The organism is Winslowiella sp. 2C04, assembly GCF_050037805.1.
In the GTDB taxonomy this organism is placed as follows: domain Bacteria; phylum Pseudomonadota; class Gammaproteobacteria; order Enterobacterales; family Enterobacteriaceae; genus Erwinia; species Erwinia toletana_A.
On record NZ_CP188300.1, the window covers coordinates 4,309,452 to 4,331,085 of the forward strand.

The window sequence follows — 21,634 nt, forward strand, 5'->3', positions numbered from 1 at the left end:
TAGCACGTCAGTTATCACGTAAACCGCCGTTTATGGCGTGATTTATGTTGCTTACAGGCTCACAAAAAAAGAAAAATCTTTGTACACAATTTCGTCGTTATTTTTTAACTCATTGTATAGAAAGGTAAAATATCAGAGCACCTACCTCCGAGGCGGTTTTGCTTGATCTGTTACTGCCAATTGTTCAAAGTTTGGCCTTTCATCTTCGTTAAAAAATGCGTAATATACGCCGCCTTGCGAACATATATGGTCACTTCTTTTCATGCGCATAGGACAACACCAGCTTCGTAATCGTTTGATAGCAGCCCCGATGGCCGGTATTACTGACAGGCCGTTCAGGACGCTCTGTCATGACATGGGGGCCGGAATGACCGTATCGGAGATGTTATCGTCTAACCCGGAAGTTTGGGCGAGCGATAAATCCCGTTTGCGTATGGTACACAGTGACGAGCCCGGGATTCGCACCGTGCAAATTGCCGGATGTGACCCTGATGAGATGGCACAAGCTGCGCGTTATAATGCTTTATCTGGCGCGCAGATCATCGATATCAATATGGGCTGCCCGGCCAAAAAAGTGAATCGCAAGATGGCAGGTTCGGCACTGCTGCAACACCCGGAGCTGGTGAAGTCTATCCTCTCTGCGGTGGTCAATGCCGTTGACGTACCGGTGACCTTAAAGATTCGCACCGGCTGGGATACAGACAATCGCAACTGCGTAGAGATTGCCCAATTGGCTGAGCGCTGTGGTATTCAGGCCCTGACAATACATGGACGCACACGCGCCTGTTTGTTCAACGGTGACGCTGAATATGACAGCATTCGGACAGTTAAGCAGAACGTTTCCATTCCGGTTATCGCGAATGGAGACATTACTGACCCGCACAAAGCCAGAGCAGTACTCGACTATACGGGGGCTGATGCCCTGATGATAGGCCGTGCTGCTCAGGGAAGACCGTGGATCTTCCGGGAAATCCAGCACTATCTGGACACTGGGGAGCTGCTGGCACCGATGCCGCTGGCAGAAGTTAAGCGCTTGCTCATCGGGCACTTACGGGAACTGCACGACTTTTACGGTCAGCGCAAGGGATACCGTATTGCCCGGAAGCACGTCTCCTGGTATCTCCAGGAGCACGCCCCGAACGACCAGTTTCGGCGCACATTCAACGCCATTGAGGATGCCAGCGAACAGCTGGAGGCGTTGGAGGCATACTTCGAAAAACTTGCGTAAACAGAAATAAAGAGCTGACAGAACTATGTTCGAACAACGCGTAAATTCTGACGTACTGACCGTTTCTACCGTTAACTCACAGGATCAGGTTACCCAAAAGCCTCTGCGTGACTCGGTCAAACAGGCACTGAAGAACTATTTTGCTCAATTGAATGGTCAAGATGTCAATGATCTGTATGAGCTGGTATTGGCTGAAGTTGAACAGCCTTTGTTGGACATGGTGATGCAATATACCCGTGGCAACCAGACCCGTGCAGCCCTGATGATGGGCATCAACCGCGGTACGCTGCGTAAGAAACTGAAAAAATACGGCATGAACTGATTAATCAGCTAAATGTCTGAATAAAGGCGCTTTTATCTTCTGATAAAGCGCCTTTTTCTTTGTATGCAGTTATGCCCCACTTCAGTGGTTGATTGTGCTGCTGGCAATCAGAAATACGTTTACTTCACTGGCTGAACACTCTTCCAGATTTGCATCGCTTTGGGTAATCACTTCATAAGCTTTGCCGCTATTATCATGGAAAATAAAATGCCAGATCTCAGTGGTTATCCCACCCGCTTTCTTTTGCGCCGCCAACTGTTTAATCTCAGTTTTTGTCCTGTCCAGATGAGTAATATCGGCAATATTATTATTCTTCAACCATACTTCGGCCATATTCATTGGCCATGAATGGCAATCCGCTTTCTTTGCACTGACAGAAAAAGAAAAAAGCAGGCATGTTAACAATATGAGTTTATTCACCAAATCACCTCCAGTTGCCGATCGCCACTAGTCCATATTCTCCTTCGCACATCAGGCGGCATAACAATGCAGCCATTTGAAGCCTCACCCGGATTTTCAATACTATCACCGTGAATAAGAAAACCGGCACGGCCATACATTACGTTGCCATGAGAGGGCTGCAGACGCATTGAATAAGGACCAGTATGAGGATGATGAAACGGATTGGTGATCGTGTAGTTCCCTCGAGGAAGCGGCCCAATATCGACTCTGTCCTGCATATCGGGAATATTTTTACCCTCGTCTTTGCCAGCGTAACCTGTAGCAACCAACCTGCCATTGTGAGACAACTGCCCGGTACTTTGTTGATATATCCATGCCATAACTGCTCTCCTTGTCCATAACTCATCCATTGAGTTACGCAATAACAACATAGTATTAAACCAACAGCCACAACCTTGCAATCACGTAAATTTACTATCAAAGACAATGATTTAGGCGTAGAATAATCAAGCGTCACCAATAGTCTTCGACTAAGTTTCTGATAAGATTACAGTAACTAAGTTTCGGTTCATTGTGTTAACGGTGCTGCTGCCAAAGTGAGCACTGTGGAATACCCGCCTGCGGTCGGACTTCTCTGACTTATGTAAAGTTTCAGCAAAGCCCTCAACTTCTGGTCATTAACGATGTCTGATGCAATGTACCGCGATAGATTAATTTCTTTATGCGTTACACCATCCACTTATGCATAAAGAGAAAATAATGAAAGCACCAAAAGCGCCACCGGCCTTCTCTCGCGATCTGCTCCACCCGCGTTACTGGTCGACATGGGCAGGCCTGGGTCTGCTTTTTCTGCTGGTCCAGCTTCCTTTCCCGCTACTGGAAAAGCTCGGCACCTGGATGGGACGCACCTCAATGCGCTTCCTGAAGCGCCGTGTGCGCATTACCCGCCGTAATCTGGAACTCTGCTTCCCGGACCTGCAATCGGAAATTCTCGAGCAGCGCATCGTCAGCAATTTCGAATCGTTGGGTATGGGCCTGCTGGAAACCGGTATGGCCTGGTTCTGGTCAGATGCACGTGTGAAACGTTGGTTCACCGTCAATGGCCTGCATAATCTGCAAAAGGCACAGGAAAATAAACGCGGCGCGCTGATTATTGGTGTGCACTTTATGTCGCTCGAACTGGGTGGCCGTGCAATGGGCATCTGCCAGCCGATGATGGCGATGTATCGCCCGCACAACAATAAAATGATGGAGTGGGTACAAACCAAAGGTCGTATGCGCTCCAACAAAGCGATGATTAACCGTCGCGATCTGCGCGGTATGGTTAGCGCGCTAAAACAGGGTGAAGCCGTTTGGTTCGCTCCTGACCAGGATTACGGCCCGAAGGGCAGCGTGTTTGCACCGCTGTTCGCCGTGCCACAAGCTGCCACCACCAGCGGTACTTACATGCTGGCGCGTCTGGCTAATCCGGCAATGGTAACCGTGGTATTGATTCGTAAAGAGAATGGTAGCGGTTATGAACTGGTGATCCAGCCTGAACTGCGTGATTACCCGTTGGAAGATGAACATCACGCCGCAGCCTATATGAATAAAGTGATTGAGCAGGAAATCATGCGTGCGCCAAGCCAGTATATGTGGCTACATCGCCGCTTTAAAACCCGGCCAGCCGGCGCCTCTTCGCTCTATTAATTCCCTCCTTGTAAAAAAGCCCGTCTGTTATCAGACGGGCTTTTTTTTTGCCCATTCTTAAATCGGACATCTGCAAGTGCGCTGCCGGTCACAATGCTGATATCTGGTGAAAATTTTTGCACTAATTGTGATCGCCCCGTCTGGCTTTGCCTCTCTTTGGTGCGGATATTAGACAAACTATCTGGTTACCTTAGGTTATTAATATCTCTTTCTAGCTAATTCAGGATTCCGCAACTTTGGCATTGCGTTTGCAGAGTGGTGGATGGCTAACAGCCGCAGACAGGAAAAGTGCACGACCTTTAAGTGTACTAAACACATAAAAAAACACTACGTCACACAGGATGCCTTATGAATAAGATGATGCTTTCAACTCTGGTAGCTACTGCCACGCTGCTCGCAGCCACCAGTCAGGCATATGCTGGCGCCACGCTGGATGCGATTAAGAAGAAAGGCTTTGTGCAGTGCGGTATCAGTGACGGTTTGCCTGGCTTCTCTTATGCTGATGCCAGCGGCAAATTTACCGGCCTGGATGTGGATATCTGTCGTGCTACCGCAGCGGCAGTATTTGGTGATGCCAATAAAGTAAAATATACCGCACTGACAGCCAAAGAGCGCTTTACCGCTCTGCAATCTGGCGAAGTCGATATCCTGTCACGTAATACCACCTGGACCTCAGCACGGGATGGCGGCATGGGCTTTATGTTTGCCGGTGTCAACTACTACGACGGTATCGGCTTCCTGACGCACAACAAAGCAGGATTAAAAAGTGCTAAGGAGCTTGATGGCGCAACCGTTTGCATTCAGGCAGGCACCGATACCGAACTGAACGTCGCCGATTACTTCAAAGCTAATAACATGAAGTATATCCCGGTAACCTTCGACCGCTCAGATGAATCAGCAAAAGCGCTGGACACTGGCCGCTGCGATACCCTGGCTTCTGACCAGTCACAGCTGTATGCACTGCGTATAAAACTGGGTAAACCTGAAGAATTTATCGTATTGCCGGAAGTGATCTCTAAAGAGCCGCTGGGCCCGGTTGTTCGACGGGGCGATGATGACTGGTTCACTATCGTCAAATGGTCATTTAACGCCATGCTCAATGCGGAAGAAATGGGTGTTTCATCAAAGAATGTCGATCAGATGGCAGCCAAACCTACCACGCCAGATATGGCTCACTTATTAGGTACTGAGGGTGATTTCGGAAAGGATTTGAAACTCGACAACAAGTGGGCGTTCAACATCATCAAACAGGTAGGCAACTATCAGGAAAGTTTTGATCGTAACGTCGGTAAAGACAGCGCGCTAAAAATTGCTCGTGGTCAGAATGCTCTCTGGAAAGATGGCGGCATCCAGTACGCACCGCCGGTTCGTTAATCCCCCCTGTCTACCGGGCACCGCACACGCGGTGCTCAGGCCAGAGTTCTTGTAGCTGAGGTTTCATCATGTCTCAACGCCCAACCGTCAAAAGGGATTTTTCCTTCAGTAATCCTGCGGTGCGCGCATGGCTATATCAGATTATCGCGATTGTCGCGGTGCTGGTAGTTGTGGGATATTTGGTTCACAACACCGTGATTAACCTGTCCAACCGCGGCATTACCTCCGGCTTTGGCTTTCTCGAACGCAGTGCAGGTTTCGGTATTGTGCAGCATCTGATTGATTATTCAGATGGCGATACCTACGCACGGGTGTTTCTTGTCGGCCTGACCAACACGCTGCTGGTCTCCGCACTTTGTATTGTTTTTGCATCATTGCTGGGGTTTTTCATCGGCCTGGCCCGCTTGTCTGACAACTGGCTGTTGCGAAAAATCGCCAATATCTATATCGAAACCTTCCGTAATATCCCGCCGTTGTTGCAGATCTTTTTCTGGTATTTTGCGGTACTGCGCAATTTACCCGGCCCGCGCCAGGCATTAAGCGCTTTCGATCTCGCCTTTGTCAGTAACCGCGGTCTCTACTTACCTTGGCCGGAATCTGCGCCTGGCACTCTGCCATTTCTGATCGCGTTGATGATAGCGATTGCTGGCAGCATCGGGTTATTCCGTTTTAATCGTAAACACCAGCTAAAAACCGGCCAGCTGCGTCGTAGCTGGCCGGCGGCGCTGGCGATGCTGATTCTGTTACCGTTGGGCGCTCATCTGATTTTCGGCGCGGCGGTGCACTGGAACGTGTCCGAACTGAGCGGCTTTAACTTCCGTGGAGGCTTTGCACTGATACCCGAGCTGGCGGCGCTGACCCTGGCACTGTCGATTTATACCTCTTCGTTTATCGCTGAGGTGATTCGCTCAGGCATTCAGTCGGTACCGCATGGTCAGAGCGAAGCTGCACTTTCATTGGGATTACCGAATCCGGTCACCCTGCGTCAGGTGATTATCCCGCAGGCGATGCGGGTGATTATTCCTCCGCTAACCAGCCAGTATCTTAATGTCGTAAAAAACTCATCGCTGGCAGCAGCTATCGGCTATCCGGATATGGTGTCGTTGTTTGCCGGAACGGTGCTTAACCAGACCGGTCAGGCGATTGAAACTATCGCCATCACCATGGCGGTCTACCTGACCATCAGCTTGTCTATTTCGCTGTTGATGAATATCTATAACCGCAAAATCGCCCTGGTTGAGCGTTAAGAGAACGGTGCCATTATGACTGTAACCACTCATGAAATACCGCCCGTGCCGACCAATGCGTTTTCTCGCGCGGTGAAATGGGCTAGAAAGAATCTGTTTTCCAGCTGGACCAATTCCCTGTTAACGCTTTTCTGCGTCTGGGTGATCTGGAGCCTGCTTCCCCCTGCACTTAACTGGCTAATCTTCCAGGCAAACTGGTTTGGCACAACCCGTGCCGACTGTACTAAGGAGGGTGCATGCTGGGTGTTTATCCACGCCCGCTTTGGTCAGTTCATGTATGGGCTCTATCCGCACGAGCTACGCTGGCGCATTAATCTGGCGCTGGTCATTGGCTTGCTGTCGATTATACCCATGTTTATCAAAAGTCTGCCGCGCCGTGGCCGCTATATCGCCGTCTGGGCGGTGACTTATCCTGTCATCGCCTGGTTATTGCTGTACGGAGGCTGGTTTGGCCTGGAGCGCGTTGAAACACGACAGTGGGGTGGCTTAACTCTGACGCTAATCATCGCTGCAATTGGTATTGCAGGCGCACTGCCGTTGGGGATTCTGCTGGCGTTAGGTCGCCGTTCACATATGCCGGTGGTCCGCACATTATCGATAATCTTTATCGAGTTCTGGCGCGGCGTACCGCTGATTACCGTGCTATTTATGTCTTCGGTGATGCTGCCGCTATTTTTGGCGGAGGGCACCAGTATCGACAAACTGGTACGCGCCCTGGTTGGAGTGATCCTGTTCCAGTCAGCTTATGTGGCTGAAGTAGTGCGCGGTGGTCTACAGGCGCTGCCAAAAGGCCAGTACGAAGCGGCTGAATCGCTGGCGCTGGGTTACTGGAAAACGCAAGGGCTGGTGATACTGCCACAGGCGCTGAAGATGGTAATTCCGGGGCTGGTAAACACCATTATTGCACTGTTTAAAGATACCAGTCTGGTCATCATCATTGGTCTGTTTGATCTTTTCAGTAGTGTTCAGCAGGCAACCGTCGACCCGACCTGGCTTGGTATGTCGACCGAAGGCTATGTTTTTGCTGCTCTGGTCTACTGGATTTTCTGTTTCAGCATGTCGCGCTATAGCCAGCATCTGGAGAAGCGCTTTCACACCGGGCGTACACCGCACTGAGGTTTAAAATGACGATGACTAATTCTGACAACGCGATGATGATTACGCTCGAAAATGTTAACAAGTGGTTCGGGCAGTTTCATGTCCTGAAAGATATTAATCTGAAGGTCAAACCGCGCGAGCGTATCGTTCTGTGTGGTCCTTCCGGCTCAGGTAAATCTACAACTATTCGTTGTATCAATCATCTGGAAGAGCATCAGAAAGGGCGCATCGTGGTCGATGGGACGTTGCTGAATGATGACCTGCGTAACATTGAGCGCGTACGTACCGAAGTCGGCATGGTGTTCCAGCACTTTAATCTGTTCCCCCACCTTACTGTGTTACAGAACTGTACTCTGGCACCGATCTGGGTGCGCAAGACGCCAAAGAAAGAAGCGGAAGAGCTGGCCATGCATTACCTGCAACGCGTGCGCATTGCAGAGCATGCACATAAATTTCCTGGGCAGCTTTCAGGTGGTCAGCAACAACGCGTGGCGATTGCCCGTTCACTCTGTATGAAGCCGAAGATCATGCTGTTTGATGAACCCACCTCGGCGCTCGATCCGGAAATGGTGAAGGAAGTGCTGGATACCATGATTGGGCTGGCGGAGGACGGTATGACTATGCTGTGCGTCACCCATGAGATGGGCTTTGCGCGTACCGTTGCCGATCGGGTGATCTTTATGGATCGTGGTGAAATCGTTGAGGAAGCGCCACCGCAGCAATTTTTCTCCAATCCTCAGTCCGAGCGTACTCGTGCATTTCTGTCGCAGGTTATTCACTAACCGACCGGCTGTACAATTCGCTGCATGTCATCGCACCCTGCTGCCACTTGTTGGCATCGGGGGCGATATTTGACCGAAAATGATTCACAGTCTGAATGCAACACAGACAAAAAAGCCCCATGCTTTCGCATGGGGCTTTTTTGTTTAATTAATGCCTGGCAGTTCCCTACTCTCGCATGGGGAGACCCCACACTACCATCGGCGCTACGGCGTTTCACTTCTGAGTTCGGCATGGGGTCAGGTGGGACCACCGCGCTAAAGCCGCCAGGCAAATTCTTTATTTACCGAACTCATGCTTTAATACTGGTGCTGATACCCAGAGTCGAACTGGGGACCTCACCCTTACCAAGGGTGCGCTCTACCAACTGAGCCATATCAGCAAAACTGCAGGTGACGATTACGTCACTTTACTTAATTTGATGCCTGGCAGTTCCCTACTCTCGCATGGGGAGACCCCACACTACCATCGGCGCTACGGCGTTTCACTTCTGAGTTCGGCATGGGGTCAGGTGGGACCACCGCGCTAAAGCCGCCAGGCAAATTCTGTTATCCGCGCCGCCCTGCAGGCCACGCGAATCAATCCGTTTCGAACAAGCTGAATATTGATGGTTCTCTCACACACAACCACCAAAACACTTCTGGCGTTGTAAGGTTAAGCCTCACGGGTCATTAGTACCGGTTAGCTCAACGCATCGCTGCGCTTACACACCCGGCCTATCAACGTCGTAGTCTTCAACGTCCCTTCAGGACCCTCAAGGAGTCAGGGAGAATTCATCTCGAGGCAAGTTTCGCGCTTAGATGCTTTCAGCGCTTATCTTTTCCGCATTTAGCTACCGGGCAATGCCATTGGCATGACAACCCGAACACCAGTGATGCGTCCACTCCGGTCCTCTCGTACTAGGAGCAGCCCCTCTCAATTCTCCAGCGCCCACGGCAGATAGGGACCGAACTGTCTCACGACGTTCTAAACCCAGCTCGCGTACCACTTTAAACGGCGAACAGCCGTACCCTTGGGACCTACTTCAGCCCCAGGATGTGATGAGCCGACATCGAGGTGCCAAACACCGCCGTCGATATGAACTCTTGGGCGGTATCAGCCTGTTATCCCCGGAGTACCTTTTATCCGTTGAGCGATGGCCCTTCCATTCAGAACCACCGGATCACTATGACCTGCTTTCGCACCTGCTCGAGCCGTCACTCTCGCAGTCAAGCCAGCTTATGCCATTGCACTAACCTCACGATGTCCGACCGTGATTAGCTGACCTTCGTGCTCCTCCGTTACTCTTTAGGAGGAGACCGCCCCAGTCAAACTACCCACCAGACACTGTCCCCACGCCGGATTACGGCGCCAGGTTAGAACATCAAACATTAAAGGGTGGTATTTCAAGGTTGGCTCCACGCAGACTGGCGTCCACGCTTCGAAGCCTCCCACCTATCCTACACATCAAGGCTCAATGTTCAGTGTCAAGCTGTAGTAAAGGTTCACGGGGTCTTTCCGTCTTGCCGCGGGTACACTGCATCTTCACAGCGAGTTCAATTTCACTGAGTCTCGGGTGGAGACAGCCTGGCCATCATTACGCCATTCGTGCAGGTCGGAACTTACCCGACAAGGAATTTCGCTACCTTAGGACCGTTATAGTTACGGCCGCCGTTTACCGGGGCTTCGATCAAGAGCTTCTCCTTGCGGATAACCCCATCAATTAACCTTCCGGCACCGGGCAGGCGTCACACCGTATACGTCCACTTTCGTGTTTGCACAGTGCTGTGTTTTTAATAAACAGTTGCAGCCAGCTGGTATCTTCGACTGGCTTCAGCTCCGGGAGCAAGTCCCTTCACCTACGCGCCAGCGTGCCTTCTCCCGAAGTTACGGCACCATTTTGCCTAGTTCCTTCACCCGAGTTCTCTCAAGCGCCTTGGTATTCTCTACCTGACCACCTGTGTCGGTTTGGGGTACGATTTCGTGTTACCTGGAGCTTAGAGGCTTTTCCTGGAAGCATGGCATCAGTTACTTCACCACCGTGGTGGCTCGTCATCACGCCTCAGCCTTAGAGCATTCCGGATTTGCCTGGAATGCAAGCCTACACGCTTAAACCGGGACAACCGTCGCCCGGATAACCTAGCCTTCTCCGTCCCCCCTTCGCAGTAACACCAAGTACAGGAATATTAACCTGTTTCCCATCGACTACGCTTTTCAGCCTCGCCTTAGGGGTCGACTCACCCTGCCCCGATTAACGTTGGACAGGAACCCTTGGTCTTCCGGCGAGCGGGCTTTTCACCCGCTTTATCGTTACTTATGTCAGCATTCGCACTTCTGATACCTCCAGCAGACCTCACAGTCCACCTTCGACGGCTTACAGAACGCTCCCCTACCCAACAACACATAGTGTCGCTGCCGCAGCTTCGGTGCATGGTTTAGCCCCGTTACATCTTCCGCGCAGGCCGACTCGACCAGTGAGCTATTACGCTTTCTTTAAATGATGGCTGCTTCTAAGCCAACATCCTGGCTGTCTGTGCCTTCCCACATCGTTTCCCACTTAACCATGACTTTGGGACCTTAGCTGGCGGTCTGGGTTGTTTCCCTCTTCACGACGGACGTTAGCACCCGCCGTGTGTCTCCCGTGATAACATTCTCCGGTATTCGCAGTTTGCATCGGGTTGGTAAGCCGGGATGGCCCCCTAGCCGAAACAGTGCTCTACCCCCGGAGATGAGTTCACGAGGCGCTACCTAAATAGCTTTCGGGGAGAACCAGCTATCTCCCGGTTTGATTGGCCTTTCACCCCCAGCCACAAGTCATCCGCTAATTTTTCAACATTAGTCGGTTCGGTCCTCCAGTTAGTGTTACCCAACCTTCAACCTGCCCATGGCTAGATCACCGGGTTTCGGGTCTATACCCTGCAACTTAACGCCCAGTTAAGACTCGGTTTCCCTGCGGCTCCCCTATACGGTTAACCTTGCTACAGAATATAAGTCGCTGACCCATTATACAAAAGGTACGCAGTCACCCTGATAAATCAAGGCTCCCACTGCTTGTACGTACACGGTTTCAGGTTCTGTTTCACTCCCCTCGCCGGGGTTCTTTTCGCCTTTCCCTCACGGTACTGGTTCACTATCGGTCAGTCAGGAGTATTTAGCCTTGGAGGATGGTCCCCCCATATTCAGACAGGATGTCACGTGTCCCGCCCTACTCATCGAACTCACAACAAGTGCAGCTTCGTGTACGGGGCTATCACCCTGTATCGCGCCACTTTCCAGAGGCTTCCACTGCTGCACAAACTGATTCAGGTTCTGGGCTGTTCCCCGTTCGCTCGCCGCTACTGGGGGAATCTCGGTTGATTTCTTTTCCTCTGGGTACTTAGATGTTTCAGTTCCCCAGGTTCGCCTCATTAAGCTATGTATTCACTTAATGATAATGCAACGGATTGCATTGGGTTTCCCCATTCGGGTATCGACGGTTGTAGCGCCTCATATCGGCTTACCGTCGCTTATCGCAGATTAGCACGCCCTTCATCGCCTCTGACTGCCAGGGCATCCACCGTGTACGCTTAGTCGCTTAACCTCACAACCCACAAGTGTTTCCACTGCGGTTGCAAGCATTTGAGAGACTCGAACACATCGCGATTCATTTCTTATTACGGAGAAATGAGACGACGCGTCGTTTCAATTTTCAGCTTGTTCCGGATTGTTAAAGAGCATAATACTTCGCAGCACACCGTTGCCGGTTTGCTCTGAAGTATTTTTTGAGTAAACAGTATGGTGGAGCTAAGCGGGATCGAACCGCTGACCTCCTGCGTGCAAGGCAGGCGCTCTCCCAGCTGAGCTATAGCCCCATACAGTTACTGCAGAGACCATCTACTACCACTCACCAGGAGTCACATCTCTCTTTTGAAGAAATGCTAATTCGTTCTCAGGCAAGGCGTGCGGGAGGGAAGTTTACTTCGGTAAACGACCGACTGCATAACGCAGCATGAGAAGGAATTTGGTAGGCCTGAGTGGACTTGAACCACCGACCTCACCCTTATCAGGGGTGCGCTCTAACCACCTGAGCTACAAGCCTGTAGAGGTTTTTTCTGCTCGTTACTTTTTCATCAGACAATCTGTGTGGGCACTACGCGGGTATCTTCACATAGGTAAGGAGGTGATCCAACCGCAGGTTCCCCTACGGTTACCTTGTTACGACTTCACCCCAGTCATGAATCACAAAGTGGTAAGCGCCCTCCCGAAGGTTAAGCTACCTACTTCTTTTGCAACCCACTCCCATGGTGTGACGGGCGGTGTGTACAAGGCCCGGGAACGTATTCACCGTAGCATTCTGATCTACGATTACTAGCGATTCCGACTTCACGGAGTCGAGTTGCAGACTCCGATCCGGACTACGACGCACTTTATGAGGTCCGCTTGCTCTCGCGAGGTCGCTTCTCTTTGTATGCGCCATTGTAGCACGTGTGTAGCCCTGGCCGTAAGGGCCATGATGACTTGACGTCATCCCCACCTTCCTCCGGTTTATCACCGGCAGTCTCCTTTGAGTTCCCGACATGACTCGCTGGCAACAAAGGATAAGGGTTGCGCTCGTTGCGGGACTTAACCCAACATTTCACAACACGAGCTGACGACAGCCATGCAGCACCTGTCTCACGGTTCCCGAAGGCACTAAGGCATCTCTGCCGAATTCCGTGGATGTCAAGGCCAGGTAAGGTTCTTCGCGTTGCATCGAATTAAACCACATGCTCCACCGCTTGTGCGGGCCCCCGTCAATTCATTTGAGTTTTAACCTTGCGGCCGTACTCCCCAGGCGGTCGACTTAACGCGTTAGCTCCGGAAGCCACGCCTCAAGGGCACAACCTCCAAGTCGACATCGTTTACGGCGTGGACTACCAGGGTATCTAATCCTGTTTGCTCCCCACGCTTTCGCACCTGAGCGTCAGTCTTCGTCCAGGGGGCCGCCTTCGCCACCGGTATTCCTCCAGATCTCTACGCATTTCACCGCTACACCTGGAATTCTACCCCCCTCTACGAGACTCAAGCTTGCCAGTTTCAAATGCAGTTCCCAGGTTGAGCCCGGGGATTTCACATCTGACTTAACAAACCGCCTGCGTGCGCTTTACGCCCAGTAATTCCGATTAACGCTTGCACCCTCCGTATTACCGCGGCTGCTGGCACGGAGTTAGCCGGTGCTTCTTCTGCGGGTAACGTCAATGACGAAGGTTATTAACCCTCATCCCTTCCTCCCCGCTGAAAGTACTTTACAACCCGAAGGCCTTCTTCATACACGCGGCATGGCTGCATCAGGCTTGCGCCCATTGTGCAATATTCCCCACTGCTGCCTCCCGTAGGAGTCTGGACCGTGTCTCAGTTCCAGTGTGGCTGGTCATCCTCTCAGACCAGCTAGGGATCGTCGCCTAGGTGAGCCGTTACCCCACCTACTAGCTAATCCCATCTGGGTTCATCCGATGGTGTGAGGCCCGAAGGTCCCCCACTTTGGTCTTGCGACGTTATGCGGTATTAGCTACCGTTTCCAGTAGTTATCCCCCTCCATCGGGCAGATCCCCAGACATTACTCACCCGTCCGCCACTCGTCACCCAGGGAGCAAGCTCCCCTGTGCTACCGTTCGACTTGCATGTGTTAGGCCTGCCGCCAGCGTTCAATCTGAGCCATGATCAAACTCTTCAATTAAAAAGCTTGATGCTCAAAGAATTAAAACTGTTATTCGTAATGAATATAGTAGTCACTCTTGAGACTTGATATTTCAAATTTTTTCCATCCGAGGATGGTTTGCGATATCAACCCTGCGAGTGCCCACACAGATTGTCTGATAAATTGTTAAAGAGCAGTGCAATCAGCGATTTGGCTTGCTGTTGCGAGGTGGCGTATATTACGCTTTCCTCCTTCAGAGTCAACCTCTTTTTCAGAAGTTTTTCTCCGGCGGTTCAGAACTTCCTGAACCTCTCAACACCGTGGCTGGTAAGCCGTTGTTCCGTGTCGATGGAGGCGCATTATAGGGATCCGAATTTAATGCACAAGCCTTTTTTCGATCTTTTATTTTGGTTGCTGAGTTTTCAATCTTTTCGCTGAGATCTCGTTCGATCCGCGCAATTTTGCCGCACAATTAACGCTATTCATTGATAGCAATCCGGCGTAAACATTATCCTTCAATGACATCATCACAGGAGAACAACTCTATGCCCGCAGTTTTACGTGCTTTTAAACAAAAGTTTCCTCAATTAGGCGAACGCGTAATGGTCGATGCGTCGAGCGTGGTGGTCGGTGATGTCTCACTGGCGGACGATGTCAGTATCTGGCCACTGGTAACGATTCGCGGTGACGTTCATAAGGTAGCGATCGGCAAACGTACGAATATTCAGGACGGCAGCGTACTGCATGTAACCCATCAGTCGTCATATAATCCGGAAGGTCATCCACTGATCATCGGTGAAGACGTAACGATCGGTCATAAAGTGATGCTGCATGGTTGCACCATTGGTAATCGCGTGCTGGTGGGTATGGGATCGATTTTGCTGGATGGCGTAATAGTAGAAGACGATGTGATGATTGGCGCCGGCAGTCTGGTGGCTCCGGGTAAAAGGCTGGAAAGTGGTTATCTCTATATAGGTAGCCCGGCGAAGCAAGCACGACCACTGTCAGAAAAAGAGATCGCCGGGTTACTCTACTCCTCCAGCAACTATGTTGGCTGGAAGGATGATTACTTAGCTGAGGAGAGCCAGACCCAGCCTTGATCGTCTTCCTGTTGTTGCTCGATCAATGCTTCGGCTTCTTCTTCTATATCCCAGCGGTGCGATCTGAACAATTCAAGATCGGATGCACCGCTGCCGTAGCGCTGACGCAACGTTAACGCCGCGATAGCGCAGGTGAGATGAAAACCGTTTACCTGTGCCGGAAAACAGACCGCCTGACGCTCATTGTCCCAGAACTCACGATCGGGAAACTGAATCGCCTGGTTCACTCTGCCAGCTCGCGTTTCAGGATCGCAATCACCTGGGTGATTTCAGGTAATTTGCCATGCCACAAAAGAAAAGCATGCGCGGCTTGTCCCACCAGCATCCCGAGGCCATCGGCAAACTGCATTGCACCCTGTTGCTGACACCAGCTAAGAAACGGCGTGAGCCCAACCTGATAAAACATGTCGTAGCAACGCACCTTATCAGTAACCAATGAAGCTGGCACCGCTGGAATATCTCCCGCGACACCACTGGAGGTGGCATTGATAATCAGGTCGAAATGCTGACCTGCCAGTTGATCCATCGCCACCGCCTGCACGTCCCCGCTCTGCTGGAACACCGTAACCAGCTCTTCAGCACGGCTCAGGGTGCGGTTGGTCAATATGATCGAACAACCAAATGACAATAACGGTAAGATCACACCGCGCGCCGCGCCGCCTGCACCGATCAATAAGATCCGGTCGCCTGGCTTGATCAGCTCAAGACGTTGAAGATCGCTTAGCAAACCAATGCCATCGGTGTTATCGCCGGTTAAAGTACCGTCTGCATTTAGCTTCAGGGTATTAACCGCGCCGGATAGTGCCGCGCGCTCGGTTAACTCACTGGCCAGCGCAAAGGCTTGCTGCTTAAAAGGCAACGTAACATTTGCGCCACGCCCGCCTTGCGCAAAGAATTGATTTAGAGTGGCGGCAAAATCGTCAACCGGCGCACAAATTCGTCCGTAAGCATGGTCAATACCGGTTTGCTGTGAGAACAGTTGATGAATACGCGGTGATTTACTGTGACTTATCGGATTACCAAATACGGCGAAAGCGTCCATTCTGTTCCTTACCCCTGACGGATCAGTTCACCCGAGATAACATCACGGATTTCTGAGGGATTAAGTCGTCCGCCGGTTACCCCCACCAGCAGTGGAAACTCGCTGCCGAACTGCGCGCGCACCTCTTCGACACTGCGGCAAGGTTCGGCACCGGTCAAGTTAGCACTGGTGGATACCAGCGGCTTACCAAACGCGCGACACAGGCGCTGCACGTCCGGATGATCGCTGACGCGCACCGCCAGTGAATCAAAACGGCCGGTCAGCCAGCGGGGAGTATGTTGTGATGCCGGCACCACCCAGCTTACCGGACCGGGCCAGCTGGCAAACATACGTTCGCGCTGCTCGACAGAAAGTTCAGCGTCGGCAACATAGGGCTCAAGCTGCTGGTAATCAGCTGCGATTAAAATCAGCCCTTTCTCAACCGGACGCTGCTTTAGCGCCAGTAACTTTAGTACCGCAGTTTCACTGTCAGGGTCACAACCCAAACCAAAAACCGCCTCTGTCGGATAGGCGATCACAGCTTGCTGTAGAAGCTGTGCAACGGATGACTCAAGCGAGCCGGCTAACAGATCATTGTTCACTACGGATTCCTGCGGTAACTGGCTTGCCACACGCCTTGCTGGCGCAATAACGTTTTAAGCCTCTGGCGGTTTTTTTCTCGATCAGCAGAGGAAAGTGGCAGAACTCGCACTCGCCTTCAACCGGGGTAAAATTAACTGCAAACTGACAATCAGGATAGCGATCGCAGGCGTGAAAAGTTTTGCCATAACGCGAGCGACGCTGAACCAGTTTGCCTTGCTGACATTGCGGGCAAGGAATGGTGGTTTCATCGGGACGATCGATCACTTCAGTATGTTCGCAAGCTGGATAATGACTGCAGCCGATAAACATACCGTAGCGACCCTGCCGCAGCACCAGCTCGGACTGACATTGCGGACACAGTTGCCCTTCCAGTACTTTCACCACATGCCCGTCGGCCTGACTTTTCAGCGGACGTATATATTCACAGGTTGGATAATCAGAGCAGCCGAGAAACGCACCGTGTTTCCCGGAGCGAATAACCAGTTCTGCCCCGCATTGGGGGCAGGGTTCATTTTTTCGCACAGCGAAAAGCGCTGTTTTATTCATAGCGTTGTGTACACGAAGGCAATCTTCAGTGCAGCATTCCTTCATTAGCTTCGAAAAGTAGCTCTTCCATCTGCTGATAGGCGTTTTCACATCCCGGGATGTTAAACAGCACCATCAGCACGACCCATTTAAGATCTTCCAGATCGAACTCGAGGGTATCCAAAGCCATAATGCGTTCGATAACCATTTCCCGGGTTTCGAGATTAAGCACCTGAATCTGCTCCAGGAACAGAATGAAACCACGACAATTGGCATCGAGACGCTGGCTCTCTTCCTCAGTGTAGATACGCATTGACAACGGATCGCTTGCCAGCTGAATCGGAGCGGTAAGACCGTCCTGATAATCTGCCAGCTTTTCCAACCAGTTCAACGCATTATAAATATCTTCACGATGAAAACCTGCATCGGTCAAATCATCAGTCAATTTATCCTGGTCCACGCGCATTTCTGCTTCGTTGTGGATATAGGTTTCAAATAAGTACATTAATACGTCGAACATGGCATGCCCTCCTCAATCGGACATAGCCGCCGGGTACAGCTGCGATCCATCCTGCTAACTCCAGCTCAAGCAACTTAGCTACGATGGCTGGCACAGGTTGGCCGGCACGTTCAGCGACGACGTCAACAGGTGTAACCTCATCTCCTACGTTAGCCAACACATCAGCAAATGGCAATGGAACATCGGCATTGTCTGAAGAATATGTTGGCTGTTTAGCGAAAAAAGGCATCCAGTTGAGGTTGCTGTTCATTTCTTCCAGAATATTGTTCGGGTGCGCGACTAATAATGCCCCTTGCTGAATCAACCAGTGCACCCCCTCACTTCCGCTATTTCCCAGCGCACCTGGCAGAGCATACACCTCGCGATTTTGTTCAAGCGCATAGCGCGCGGTCACCAGCGAACCACTGCGCAGCGAAGCTTCAACTACCAACACCCCGGTACTCAGGCCACTAATAATCCGGTTACGTTGGGGGAAGTGATGTGGCAGGGGGAGTGTTGACAGAGGAAACTCGGAAACCAGCGCACCACCGCCAGCAATAATCTCATTGGCCAGTGCGCTATGTCGCTTTGGATACAGCGCAGTTAAACCACTACCCAATACTGCAATCGTCTTTCCTTCCACCTCAAGCGCCGCGCGATGTGCCACGCCATCAATCCCCAGCGCCAGTCCGCTGGTGATGGTCAGGCCACTCAGCGCCAGCGCCTGGGTAAAATAAGCTCCCCATTCACGACCATAGTGACTACAGTCGCGGCTACCGACCACCGCCAGCTGTGGCGATGACAGGATATCCCGATTGCCGGCAATAAACAGCAGCGGCGGATAGCTGGCAATATTCTTCAGCTGTGGCGGGTAATCAGCCGCGTCGGCGGTTAACAGATGGTGCTGAGGCAACGCCAGCCAGCTGAGAGTATTTTCCAGCACACGTGGGTTACACTGGCGAAACTGACTAATTTGCCCGGCGTTTAACCCGGCAGTACGCAAAGCATCGTTGCTGGTTTCATTAAAAGAAATCAGGGTGGTAGCCGTATACAGCATTTGCATGCCAGACAGAGCTTTCACTTCAGACAAGCGCAGCCAAATCTCAGTTGAGTTCACGTTACTTTCCTTGTAATCGCCAGCGCAAAGGTGCGCCGCTCATCGCGAGGAATGCTGTCAATCAGCGCCTGAAATGTCTACAATAAGAGGAATAATTCTTTTATCCCTTGAACACAGATCTGGAAAGTTATGTCAGTTTTGCAGGTATTACATTTTCCTGACGATCGCCTTCGCATCGTCGCAAAGCCAGTTAAAGAAGTGAATGCAGACGTTCAGCGCATCGTCGATGATATGTTCGAAACGATGTACGCCGAAGAAGGCATCGGTCTGGCGGCGACGCAGGTTGATATCCATCAGCGCATCATCGTTATTGATGTGTCAGAGGAGCGCGACCAGCGTTTAGTCCTGATCAATCCGGAGCTGCTTGAAGAGTGTGGCGAAACCGGTATTGAAGAGGGCTGCCTGTCGATCCCAGAGCAGCGTGCGCTGGTACCGCGTTCAGAAAAAGTGAAAATCCGCGCGCTGGATCGTGACGGTAACAGTTTTGAGCTGGAAGCAGATGGCCTGCTGGCAATCTGTATTCAGCACGAGATGGATCACTTGGTTGGTAAGTTATTTATCGATTACCTCTCGCCAATGAAGCGTCAGCGTATTCGTCAGAAACTGGAAAAACTGGCGCGTCTCAATACGCGTGCCTGATAGTACTGCTTTCGAAGGGAAAACTGTGTCCGATTCGCTAAAGATCATTTTCGCCGGTACCCCTGATTTTGCCGCGCAGCATCTTGCTGCGCTGCTTGCTTCAGAGCATCAGGTGGTTGGCGTGTTTACTCAGCCTGACCGCCCGGCTGGCCGTGGCAATAAACTGACGCCCAGCCCGGTTAAAGTGCTGGCACTGGAACATAATATTCCGGTGTTTCAGCCTAAGTCGCTGCGTCCGGAAGAGAACCAGCAATTGGTCTCTGACCTGGATGCCGATCTGATGGTGGTGGTCGCCTACGGATTGATTCTGCCAAAAGCGGTGCTGGATATGCCACGCCTTGGCTGTATCAATGTGCATGGCTCACTGCTGCCGCGCTGGCGTGGCGCGGCGCCAATTCAACGTTCACTGTGGGCGGGTGACAGCGAAACCGGCGTCACTATTATGCAGATGGATGTCGGTCTGGATACCGGTGACATGCTGTATAAACTCGCCTGCCCGATTGAATCCAGTGATACCAGTGCCACGCTGTATAACAAGCTGGCGCAGCTTGGACCAACCGGCATGTTAGCCACCATCCAGCAGCTGGCGGAAGGCAGTGCTAAACCGGAAGTGCAGGATGAAACGGCGGTAAACTACGCTGAGAAGCTGAGTAAAGAAGAGGCTCGCCTCGACTGGTCACTCTCTGCGGCTCAGCTGGAACGCTGTATCCGCGCCTTCAACCCATGGCCGATGAGCTATTTTACCGTTGAGGATCAGCCGGTAAAAGTGTGGAGCGCGCAAGTTCTGCCGCACCAGGCTAATCGCCAGCCGGGTGAGATCGTGCATGCAGATAAAAACGGTATTCAGGTCGCGACCTCTGACGGCGTACTGAATATCACTGAATTGCAGCCAGCCGGCAAAAAAGCGATGAAAGCGCAGGATATTCTTAATTCCCGCCGTGAATGGTTCATACAGGGCAGTATTCTTGCCTGATCCTCCAGCCCGGCAATACGTCGGGCTTTTGTTTATTGACGACCTAATAATGAAAAAACAGACCAATCTCCGCAGCCTTGCGGCACAAGCTATCGAGCGCGTTGTTGAGCAGGGACAATCACTCAGCAATGTCCTGCCCGCTGCGCAAAAGTCATTATCCGAAAAAGATAGCGCCCTGCTGCAGGAGCTCTGTTTCGGCGTGCTGCGTACATTGCCGCAGCTGCAGTGGATCATTAATAAACTGATGTCGCGTCCGATGACCGGCAAGCAGCGCACTATCCACTTCCTGATTATGGTCGGCCTGTATCAGTTGATGTATACCCGTATTCCGGCACATGCTGCACTGGCTGAAACCGTCGAAGGCGCGGTAGTGCTGAAGCGCCAGGCGCTGAAAGGGTTAATTAATGGCGTACTGCGTCAGTTCCAGCGCCAGCAGGAAGCGCTGATGCTGGAAATGAATGACGGCCCGCATAAATACCTGCATCCGAAGTGGCTGCTGGAACGTCTGCAGCGCGCATGGCCAGATAACTGGCAGCAAATCGTCGAGGCTAATAACCAGCGCCCACCGATGTGGCTGCGGGTTAACCGTCAGCATCACAGCCGTGATGCCTGGCTGGCACTGCTGCAGGAGTCAGGTAAACAAGCTGAAGCACATCCTGAACACAGCGATGCATTGCGTCTTGATTCGCCATGCCCGGTCAGTCAGTTGCCAGGCTTCGATAAAGGCTGGGTCACGGTGCAGGATGCCTCAGCGCAAGGTTGCGTCGCGCTGCTTGATCCGCAAAATGGCGAATCGATCCTCGATCTTTGTGCCGCTCCCGGTGGTAAGACTACCCATATTCTTGAGGCAGCACCTCAGGCTAAGGTGATGGCCGTTGATATTGACGAGCAGCGCCTGGCGCGAGTGAATGAAAACCTCGCTCGTCTGGGGATGAGCGCAACGGTGAAGTCAGGCGATGGTCGCTATCCGGAACAATGGGCAGAGGGCGTGCAATTCGACCGCATCTTACTGGATGCTCCATGCTCAGCAACCGGGGTGATTCGACGACATCCGGATATCAAATGGCTGCGTCGCGATCGTGATATCGCTGAGCTGGCAGCGCTTCAGCAGGAGATCCTTGATGCAGTATGGCCTAAGCTGAAGTCGGGCGGTACGCTGCTGTATGCAACCTGCTCAGTTCTGCCGGAAGAGAACCACCACCAGGTCAGCGCGTTTCTTAACCGTCATCCTGATGCAAAACTTCAGCCGATTGCTGACGACACGCTGCCCGGCCTGCAAGTTTTCCCACATCCGCAGGGCGGAGATGGTTTCTTTTACGCTAAGCTGATAAAAAATTGATTATCCGGCTGCGCTGGCAGCCGGACTTAATCACGGAATAAGC

19 protein-coding genes, 3 tRNA genes and 4 rRNA genes are annotated in these 21,634 nt (G+C 51.8%); 11 read left to right on the forward strand and 15 right to left on the reverse strand.

Annotation, left to right across the window (positions count from 1 at the left end; translation table 11 throughout):
* Window positions 1-262 precede the first annotated feature (262 nt).
* Both dusB and fis read left to right on the forward strand, forming a co-directional pair.
* Window positions 263-1,228, forward strand: a complete 966-nt coding sequence (gene dusB / locus ACP3TC_RS19470; protein WP_426817074.1) for a tRNA dihydrouridine synthase DusB — start codon at window positions 263-265, stop codon at window positions 1,226-1,228.
* 25 nt (window positions 1,229-1,253) lie between these two features.
* Window positions 1,254-1,550, forward strand: a complete 297-nt coding sequence (gene fis, locus ACP3TC_RS19475) for a DNA-binding transcriptional regulator Fis (RefSeq protein ID WP_000462905.1) — start codon at window positions 1,254-1,256, stop codon at window positions 1,548-1,550.
* Window positions 1,551-1,631: 81 nt separating this feature from the next.
* Here fis and ACP3TC_RS19480 read toward each other — a convergent pair whose 3' ends face one another.
* On the reverse strand, window positions 1,632-1,883 hold the full coding sequence (locus ACP3TC_RS19480) for a hypothetical protein (protein ID WP_426817075.1): 252 nt from the start codon (window positions 1,881-1,883) through the stop codon (window positions 1,632-1,634).
* An 83-nt stretch (window positions 1,884-1,966) separates the two neighbouring features.
* On the reverse strand, window positions 1,967-2,332 hold the full coding sequence (locus ACP3TC_RS19485; RefSeq protein WP_313855276.1) for a tlde1 domain-containing protein: 366 nt from the start codon (window positions 2,330-2,332) through the stop codon (window positions 1,967-1,969).
* Window positions 2,333-2,711: 379 nt separating this feature from the next.
* On the opposite strand from ACP3TC_RS19485, the gene lpxP reads away from it, so the two are divergent.
* The 5 genes from lpxP to ACP3TC_RS19510 all read left to right on the forward strand — a co-directional run bounded on the left by lpxP (window position 2,712) and on the right by ACP3TC_RS19510 (window position 8,142).
* A complete protein-coding gene (lpxP, locus tag ACP3TC_RS19490) occupies window positions 2,712-3,641 on the forward strand; it encodes a kdo(2)-lipid IV(A) palmitoleoyltransferase (protein WP_313855275.1) in 930 nt (309 codons plus the stop codon).
* 348 nt (window positions 3,642-3,989) lie between these two features.
* On the forward strand, window positions 3,990-5,015 hold the full coding sequence (locus tag ACP3TC_RS19495; RefSeq protein WP_313855273.1) for an amino acid ABC transporter substrate-binding protein: 1,026 nt from the start codon (window positions 3,990-3,992) through the stop codon (window positions 5,013-5,015).
* Between the two features lie 68 nt (window positions 5,016-5,083).
* On the forward strand, window positions 5,084-6,262 hold the full coding sequence (locus ACP3TC_RS19500) for an amino acid ABC transporter permease (protein WP_426817076.1): 1,179 nt from the start codon (window positions 5,084-5,086) through the stop codon (window positions 6,260-6,262).
* Between the two features lie 15 nt (window positions 6,263-6,277).
* Window positions 6,278-7,378: an amino acid ABC transporter permease gene (locus ACP3TC_RS19505; RefSeq protein ID WP_426817077.1), complete on the forward strand. Its 1,101-nt coding sequence runs from the start codon at window positions 6,278-6,280 to the stop codon at window positions 7,376-7,378.
* A gap of 8 nt (window positions 7,379-7,386) precedes the next feature.
* The gene (locus ACP3TC_RS19510; RefSeq protein ID WP_313855270.1) at window positions 7,387-8,142 is read left to right on the forward strand and encodes an amino acid ABC transporter ATP-binding protein; all 756 of its coding nucleotides are present in this window, start codon (window positions 7,387-7,389) and stop codon (window positions 8,140-8,142) included.
* Window positions 8,143-8,295: 153 nt separating this feature from the next.
* Here the strand turns inward: ACP3TC_RS19510 and rrf (ACP3TC_RS19515) are convergent.
* The 7 genes from rrf (ACP3TC_RS19515) to ACP3TC_RS19545 all read right to left on the reverse strand — a co-directional run bounded on the left by rrf (ACP3TC_RS19515) (window position 8,296) and on the right by ACP3TC_RS19545 (window position 13,814).
* Window positions 8,296-8,411, reverse strand: a 5S ribosomal RNA gene (gene rrf / locus ACP3TC_RS19515).
* A 35-nt stretch (window positions 8,412-8,446) separates the two neighbouring features.
* Window positions 8,447-8,522, reverse strand: a tRNA-Thr gene (locus ACP3TC_RS19520).
* 41 nt (window positions 8,523-8,563) lie between these two features.
* A 5S ribosomal RNA gene (gene rrf / locus ACP3TC_RS19525) occupies window positions 8,564-8,679 on the reverse strand.
* A gap of 111 nt (window positions 8,680-8,790) precedes the next feature.
* Window positions 8,791-11,699: ribosomal RNA gene (locus ACP3TC_RS19530) — 23S ribosomal RNA — on the reverse strand.
* A gap of 195 nt (window positions 11,700-11,894) precedes the next feature.
* Window positions 11,895-11,970, reverse strand: a tRNA-Ala gene (locus ACP3TC_RS19535).
* Between the two features lie 150 nt (window positions 11,971-12,120).
* A tRNA-Ile gene (locus ACP3TC_RS19540) sits at window positions 12,121-12,197 on the reverse strand.
* A gap of 74 nt (window positions 12,198-12,271) precedes the next feature.
* Window positions 12,272-13,814, reverse strand: a 16S ribosomal RNA gene (locus ACP3TC_RS19545).
* The 16S, 23S and 5S rRNA genes sit together here with 3 tRNA genes alongside, the layout of an rRNA operon.
* 506 nt (window positions 13,815-14,320) lie before the next feature.
* Between ACP3TC_RS19545 and ACP3TC_RS19550 the strand changes: the two genes are divergently transcribed.
* Complete coding sequence (locus ACP3TC_RS19550) at window positions 14,321-14,875, forward strand: gamma carbonic anhydrase family protein (protein ID WP_313855269.1); 555 nt, start codon at window positions 14,321-14,323, stop codon at window positions 14,873-14,875.
* On the opposite strand, the gene ACP3TC_RS19555 is transcribed toward ACP3TC_RS19550, so the two are convergent.
* The 6 genes from ACP3TC_RS19555 to dprA are packed head-to-tail and all read right to left on the reverse strand — an operon-like array spanning window position 14,842 to window position 18,640.
* The gene (locus ACP3TC_RS19555; RefSeq protein ID WP_313855267.1) at window positions 14,842-15,102 is read right to left on the reverse strand and encodes a DUF1488 domain-containing protein; all 261 of its coding nucleotides are present in this window, start codon (window positions 15,100-15,102) and stop codon (window positions 14,842-14,844) included. The genes ACP3TC_RS19550 and ACP3TC_RS19555 overlap by 34 nt on opposite strands.
* On the reverse strand, window positions 15,099-15,917 hold the full coding sequence (gene aroE / locus ACP3TC_RS19560) for a shikimate dehydrogenase (protein WP_426817078.1): 819 nt from the start codon (window positions 15,915-15,917) through the stop codon (window positions 15,099-15,101). The genes ACP3TC_RS19555 and aroE overlap by 4 nt, the downstream gene beginning before the upstream one ends.
* An 8-nt stretch (window positions 15,918-15,925) precedes the next feature.
* Window positions 15,926-16,498, reverse strand: a complete 573-nt coding sequence (gene tsaC, locus ACP3TC_RS19565; protein ID WP_426817079.1) for an L-threonylcarbamoyladenylate synthase type 1 TsaC — start codon at window positions 16,496-16,498, stop codon at window positions 15,926-15,928.
* Entirely contained in the window at window positions 16,488-17,045 is a 558-nt protein-coding gene (locus tag ACP3TC_RS19570; protein ID WP_426817080.1) for a topoisomerase DNA-binding C4 zinc finger domain-containing protein, read from the reverse strand. The genes tsaC and ACP3TC_RS19570 overlap by 11 nt, the downstream gene beginning before the upstream one ends.
* A 25-nt stretch (window positions 17,046-17,070) precedes the next feature.
* Window positions 17,071-17,544, reverse strand: coding sequence for a DUF494 family protein Smg (gene smg / locus ACP3TC_RS19575; protein WP_052902768.1), 474 nt, complete (start codon window positions 17,542-17,544; stop codon window positions 17,071-17,073).
* Window positions 17,516-18,640, reverse strand: coding sequence for a DNA-protecting protein DprA (gene dprA / locus ACP3TC_RS19580; protein WP_426817081.1), 1,125 nt, complete (start codon window positions 18,638-18,640; stop codon window positions 17,516-17,518). The genes smg and dprA overlap by 29 nt, the downstream gene beginning before the upstream one ends.
* A gap of 129 nt (window positions 18,641-18,769) precedes the next feature.
* Between dprA and def the strand changes: the two genes are divergently transcribed.
* From def to rsmB, 3 genes are read left to right on the forward strand one after another with little or no spacing between them, the layout of a single operon-like run.
* The gene (gene def, locus ACP3TC_RS19585; RefSeq protein ID WP_313855259.1) at window positions 18,770-19,279 is read left to right on the forward strand and encodes a peptide deformylase; all 510 of its coding nucleotides are present in this window, start codon (window positions 18,770-18,772) and stop codon (window positions 19,277-19,279) included.
* A 25-nt stretch (window positions 19,280-19,304) separates the two neighbouring features.
* Entirely contained in the window at window positions 19,305-20,252 is a 948-nt protein-coding gene (fmt, locus tag ACP3TC_RS19590; RefSeq protein ID WP_313855258.1) for a methionyl-tRNA formyltransferase, read from the forward strand.
* A 49-nt stretch (window positions 20,253-20,301) separates the two neighbouring features.
* Window positions 20,302-21,591, forward strand: a complete 1,290-nt coding sequence (gene rsmB, locus ACP3TC_RS19595) for a 16S rRNA (cytosine(967)-C(5))-methyltransferase RsmB (protein WP_313855256.1) — start codon at window positions 20,302-20,304, stop codon at window positions 21,589-21,591.
* The last annotated feature ends 43 nt before the right edge of the window (window positions 21,592-21,634 follow it).

Bases quoted from the DNA above. Each gene is read 5' to 3' on its own strand.
- ACP3TC_RS19550 (WP_313855269.1), top strand. From the start codon at position 14,321: ATGCCCGCAGTTTTACGTGCTTTTAAACAAAAGTTTCCTCAATTAGGC.
- rsmB (WP_313855256.1), top strand. From the start codon at position 20,302: ATGAAAAAACAGACCAATCTCCGCAGCCTTGCGGCACAAGCTATCGAG.
- ACP3TC_RS19485 (WP_313855276.1), bottom strand. From the start codon at position 2,332: ATGGCATGGATATATCAACAAAGTACCGGGCAGTTGTCTCACAATGGC.
- ACP3TC_RS19510 (WP_313855270.1), top strand. From the start codon at position 7,387: ATGACGATGACTAATTCTGACAACGCGATGATGATTACGCTCGAAAAT.
- lpxP (WP_313855275.1), top strand. From the start codon at position 2,712: ATGAAAGCACCAAAAGCGCCACCGGCCTTCTCTCGCGATCTGCTCCAC.
- smg (WP_052902768.1), bottom strand. From the start codon at position 17,544: ATGTTCGACGTATTAATGTACTTATTTGAAACCTATATCCACAACGAA.
- ACP3TC_RS19500 (WP_426817076.1), top strand. From the start codon at position 5,084: ATGTCTCAACGCCCAACCGTCAAAAGGGATTTTTCCTTCAGTAATCCT.
- dusB (WP_426817074.1), top strand. From the start codon at position 263: ATGCGCATAGGACAACACCAGCTTCGTAATCGTTTGATAGCAGCCCCG.
- ACP3TC_RS19570 (WP_426817080.1), bottom strand. From the start codon at position 17,045: ATGAATAAAACAGCGCTTTTCGCTGTGCGAAAAAATGAACCCTGCCCC.
- ACP3TC_RS19495 (WP_313855273.1), top strand. From the start codon at position 3,990: ATGAATAAGATGATGCTTTCAACTCTGGTAGCTACTGCCACGCTGCTC.
- aroE (WP_426817078.1), bottom strand. From the start codon at position 15,917: ATGGACGCTTTCGCCGTATTTGGTAATCCGATAAGTCACAGTAAATCA.
- def (WP_313855259.1), top strand. From the start codon at position 18,770: ATGTCAGTTTTGCAGGTATTACATTTTCCTGACGATCGCCTTCGCATC.
- ACP3TC_RS19505 (WP_426817077.1), top strand. From the start codon at position 6,278: ATGACTGTAACCACTCATGAAATACCGCCCGTGCCGACCAATGCGTTT.
- ACP3TC_RS19480 (WP_426817075.1), bottom strand. From the start codon at position 1,883: ATGGCCGAAGTATGGTTGAAGAATAATAATATTGCCGATATTACTCAT.
- fis (WP_000462905.1), top strand. From the start codon at position 1,254: ATGTTCGAACAACGCGTAAATTCTGACGTACTGACCGTTTCTACCGTT.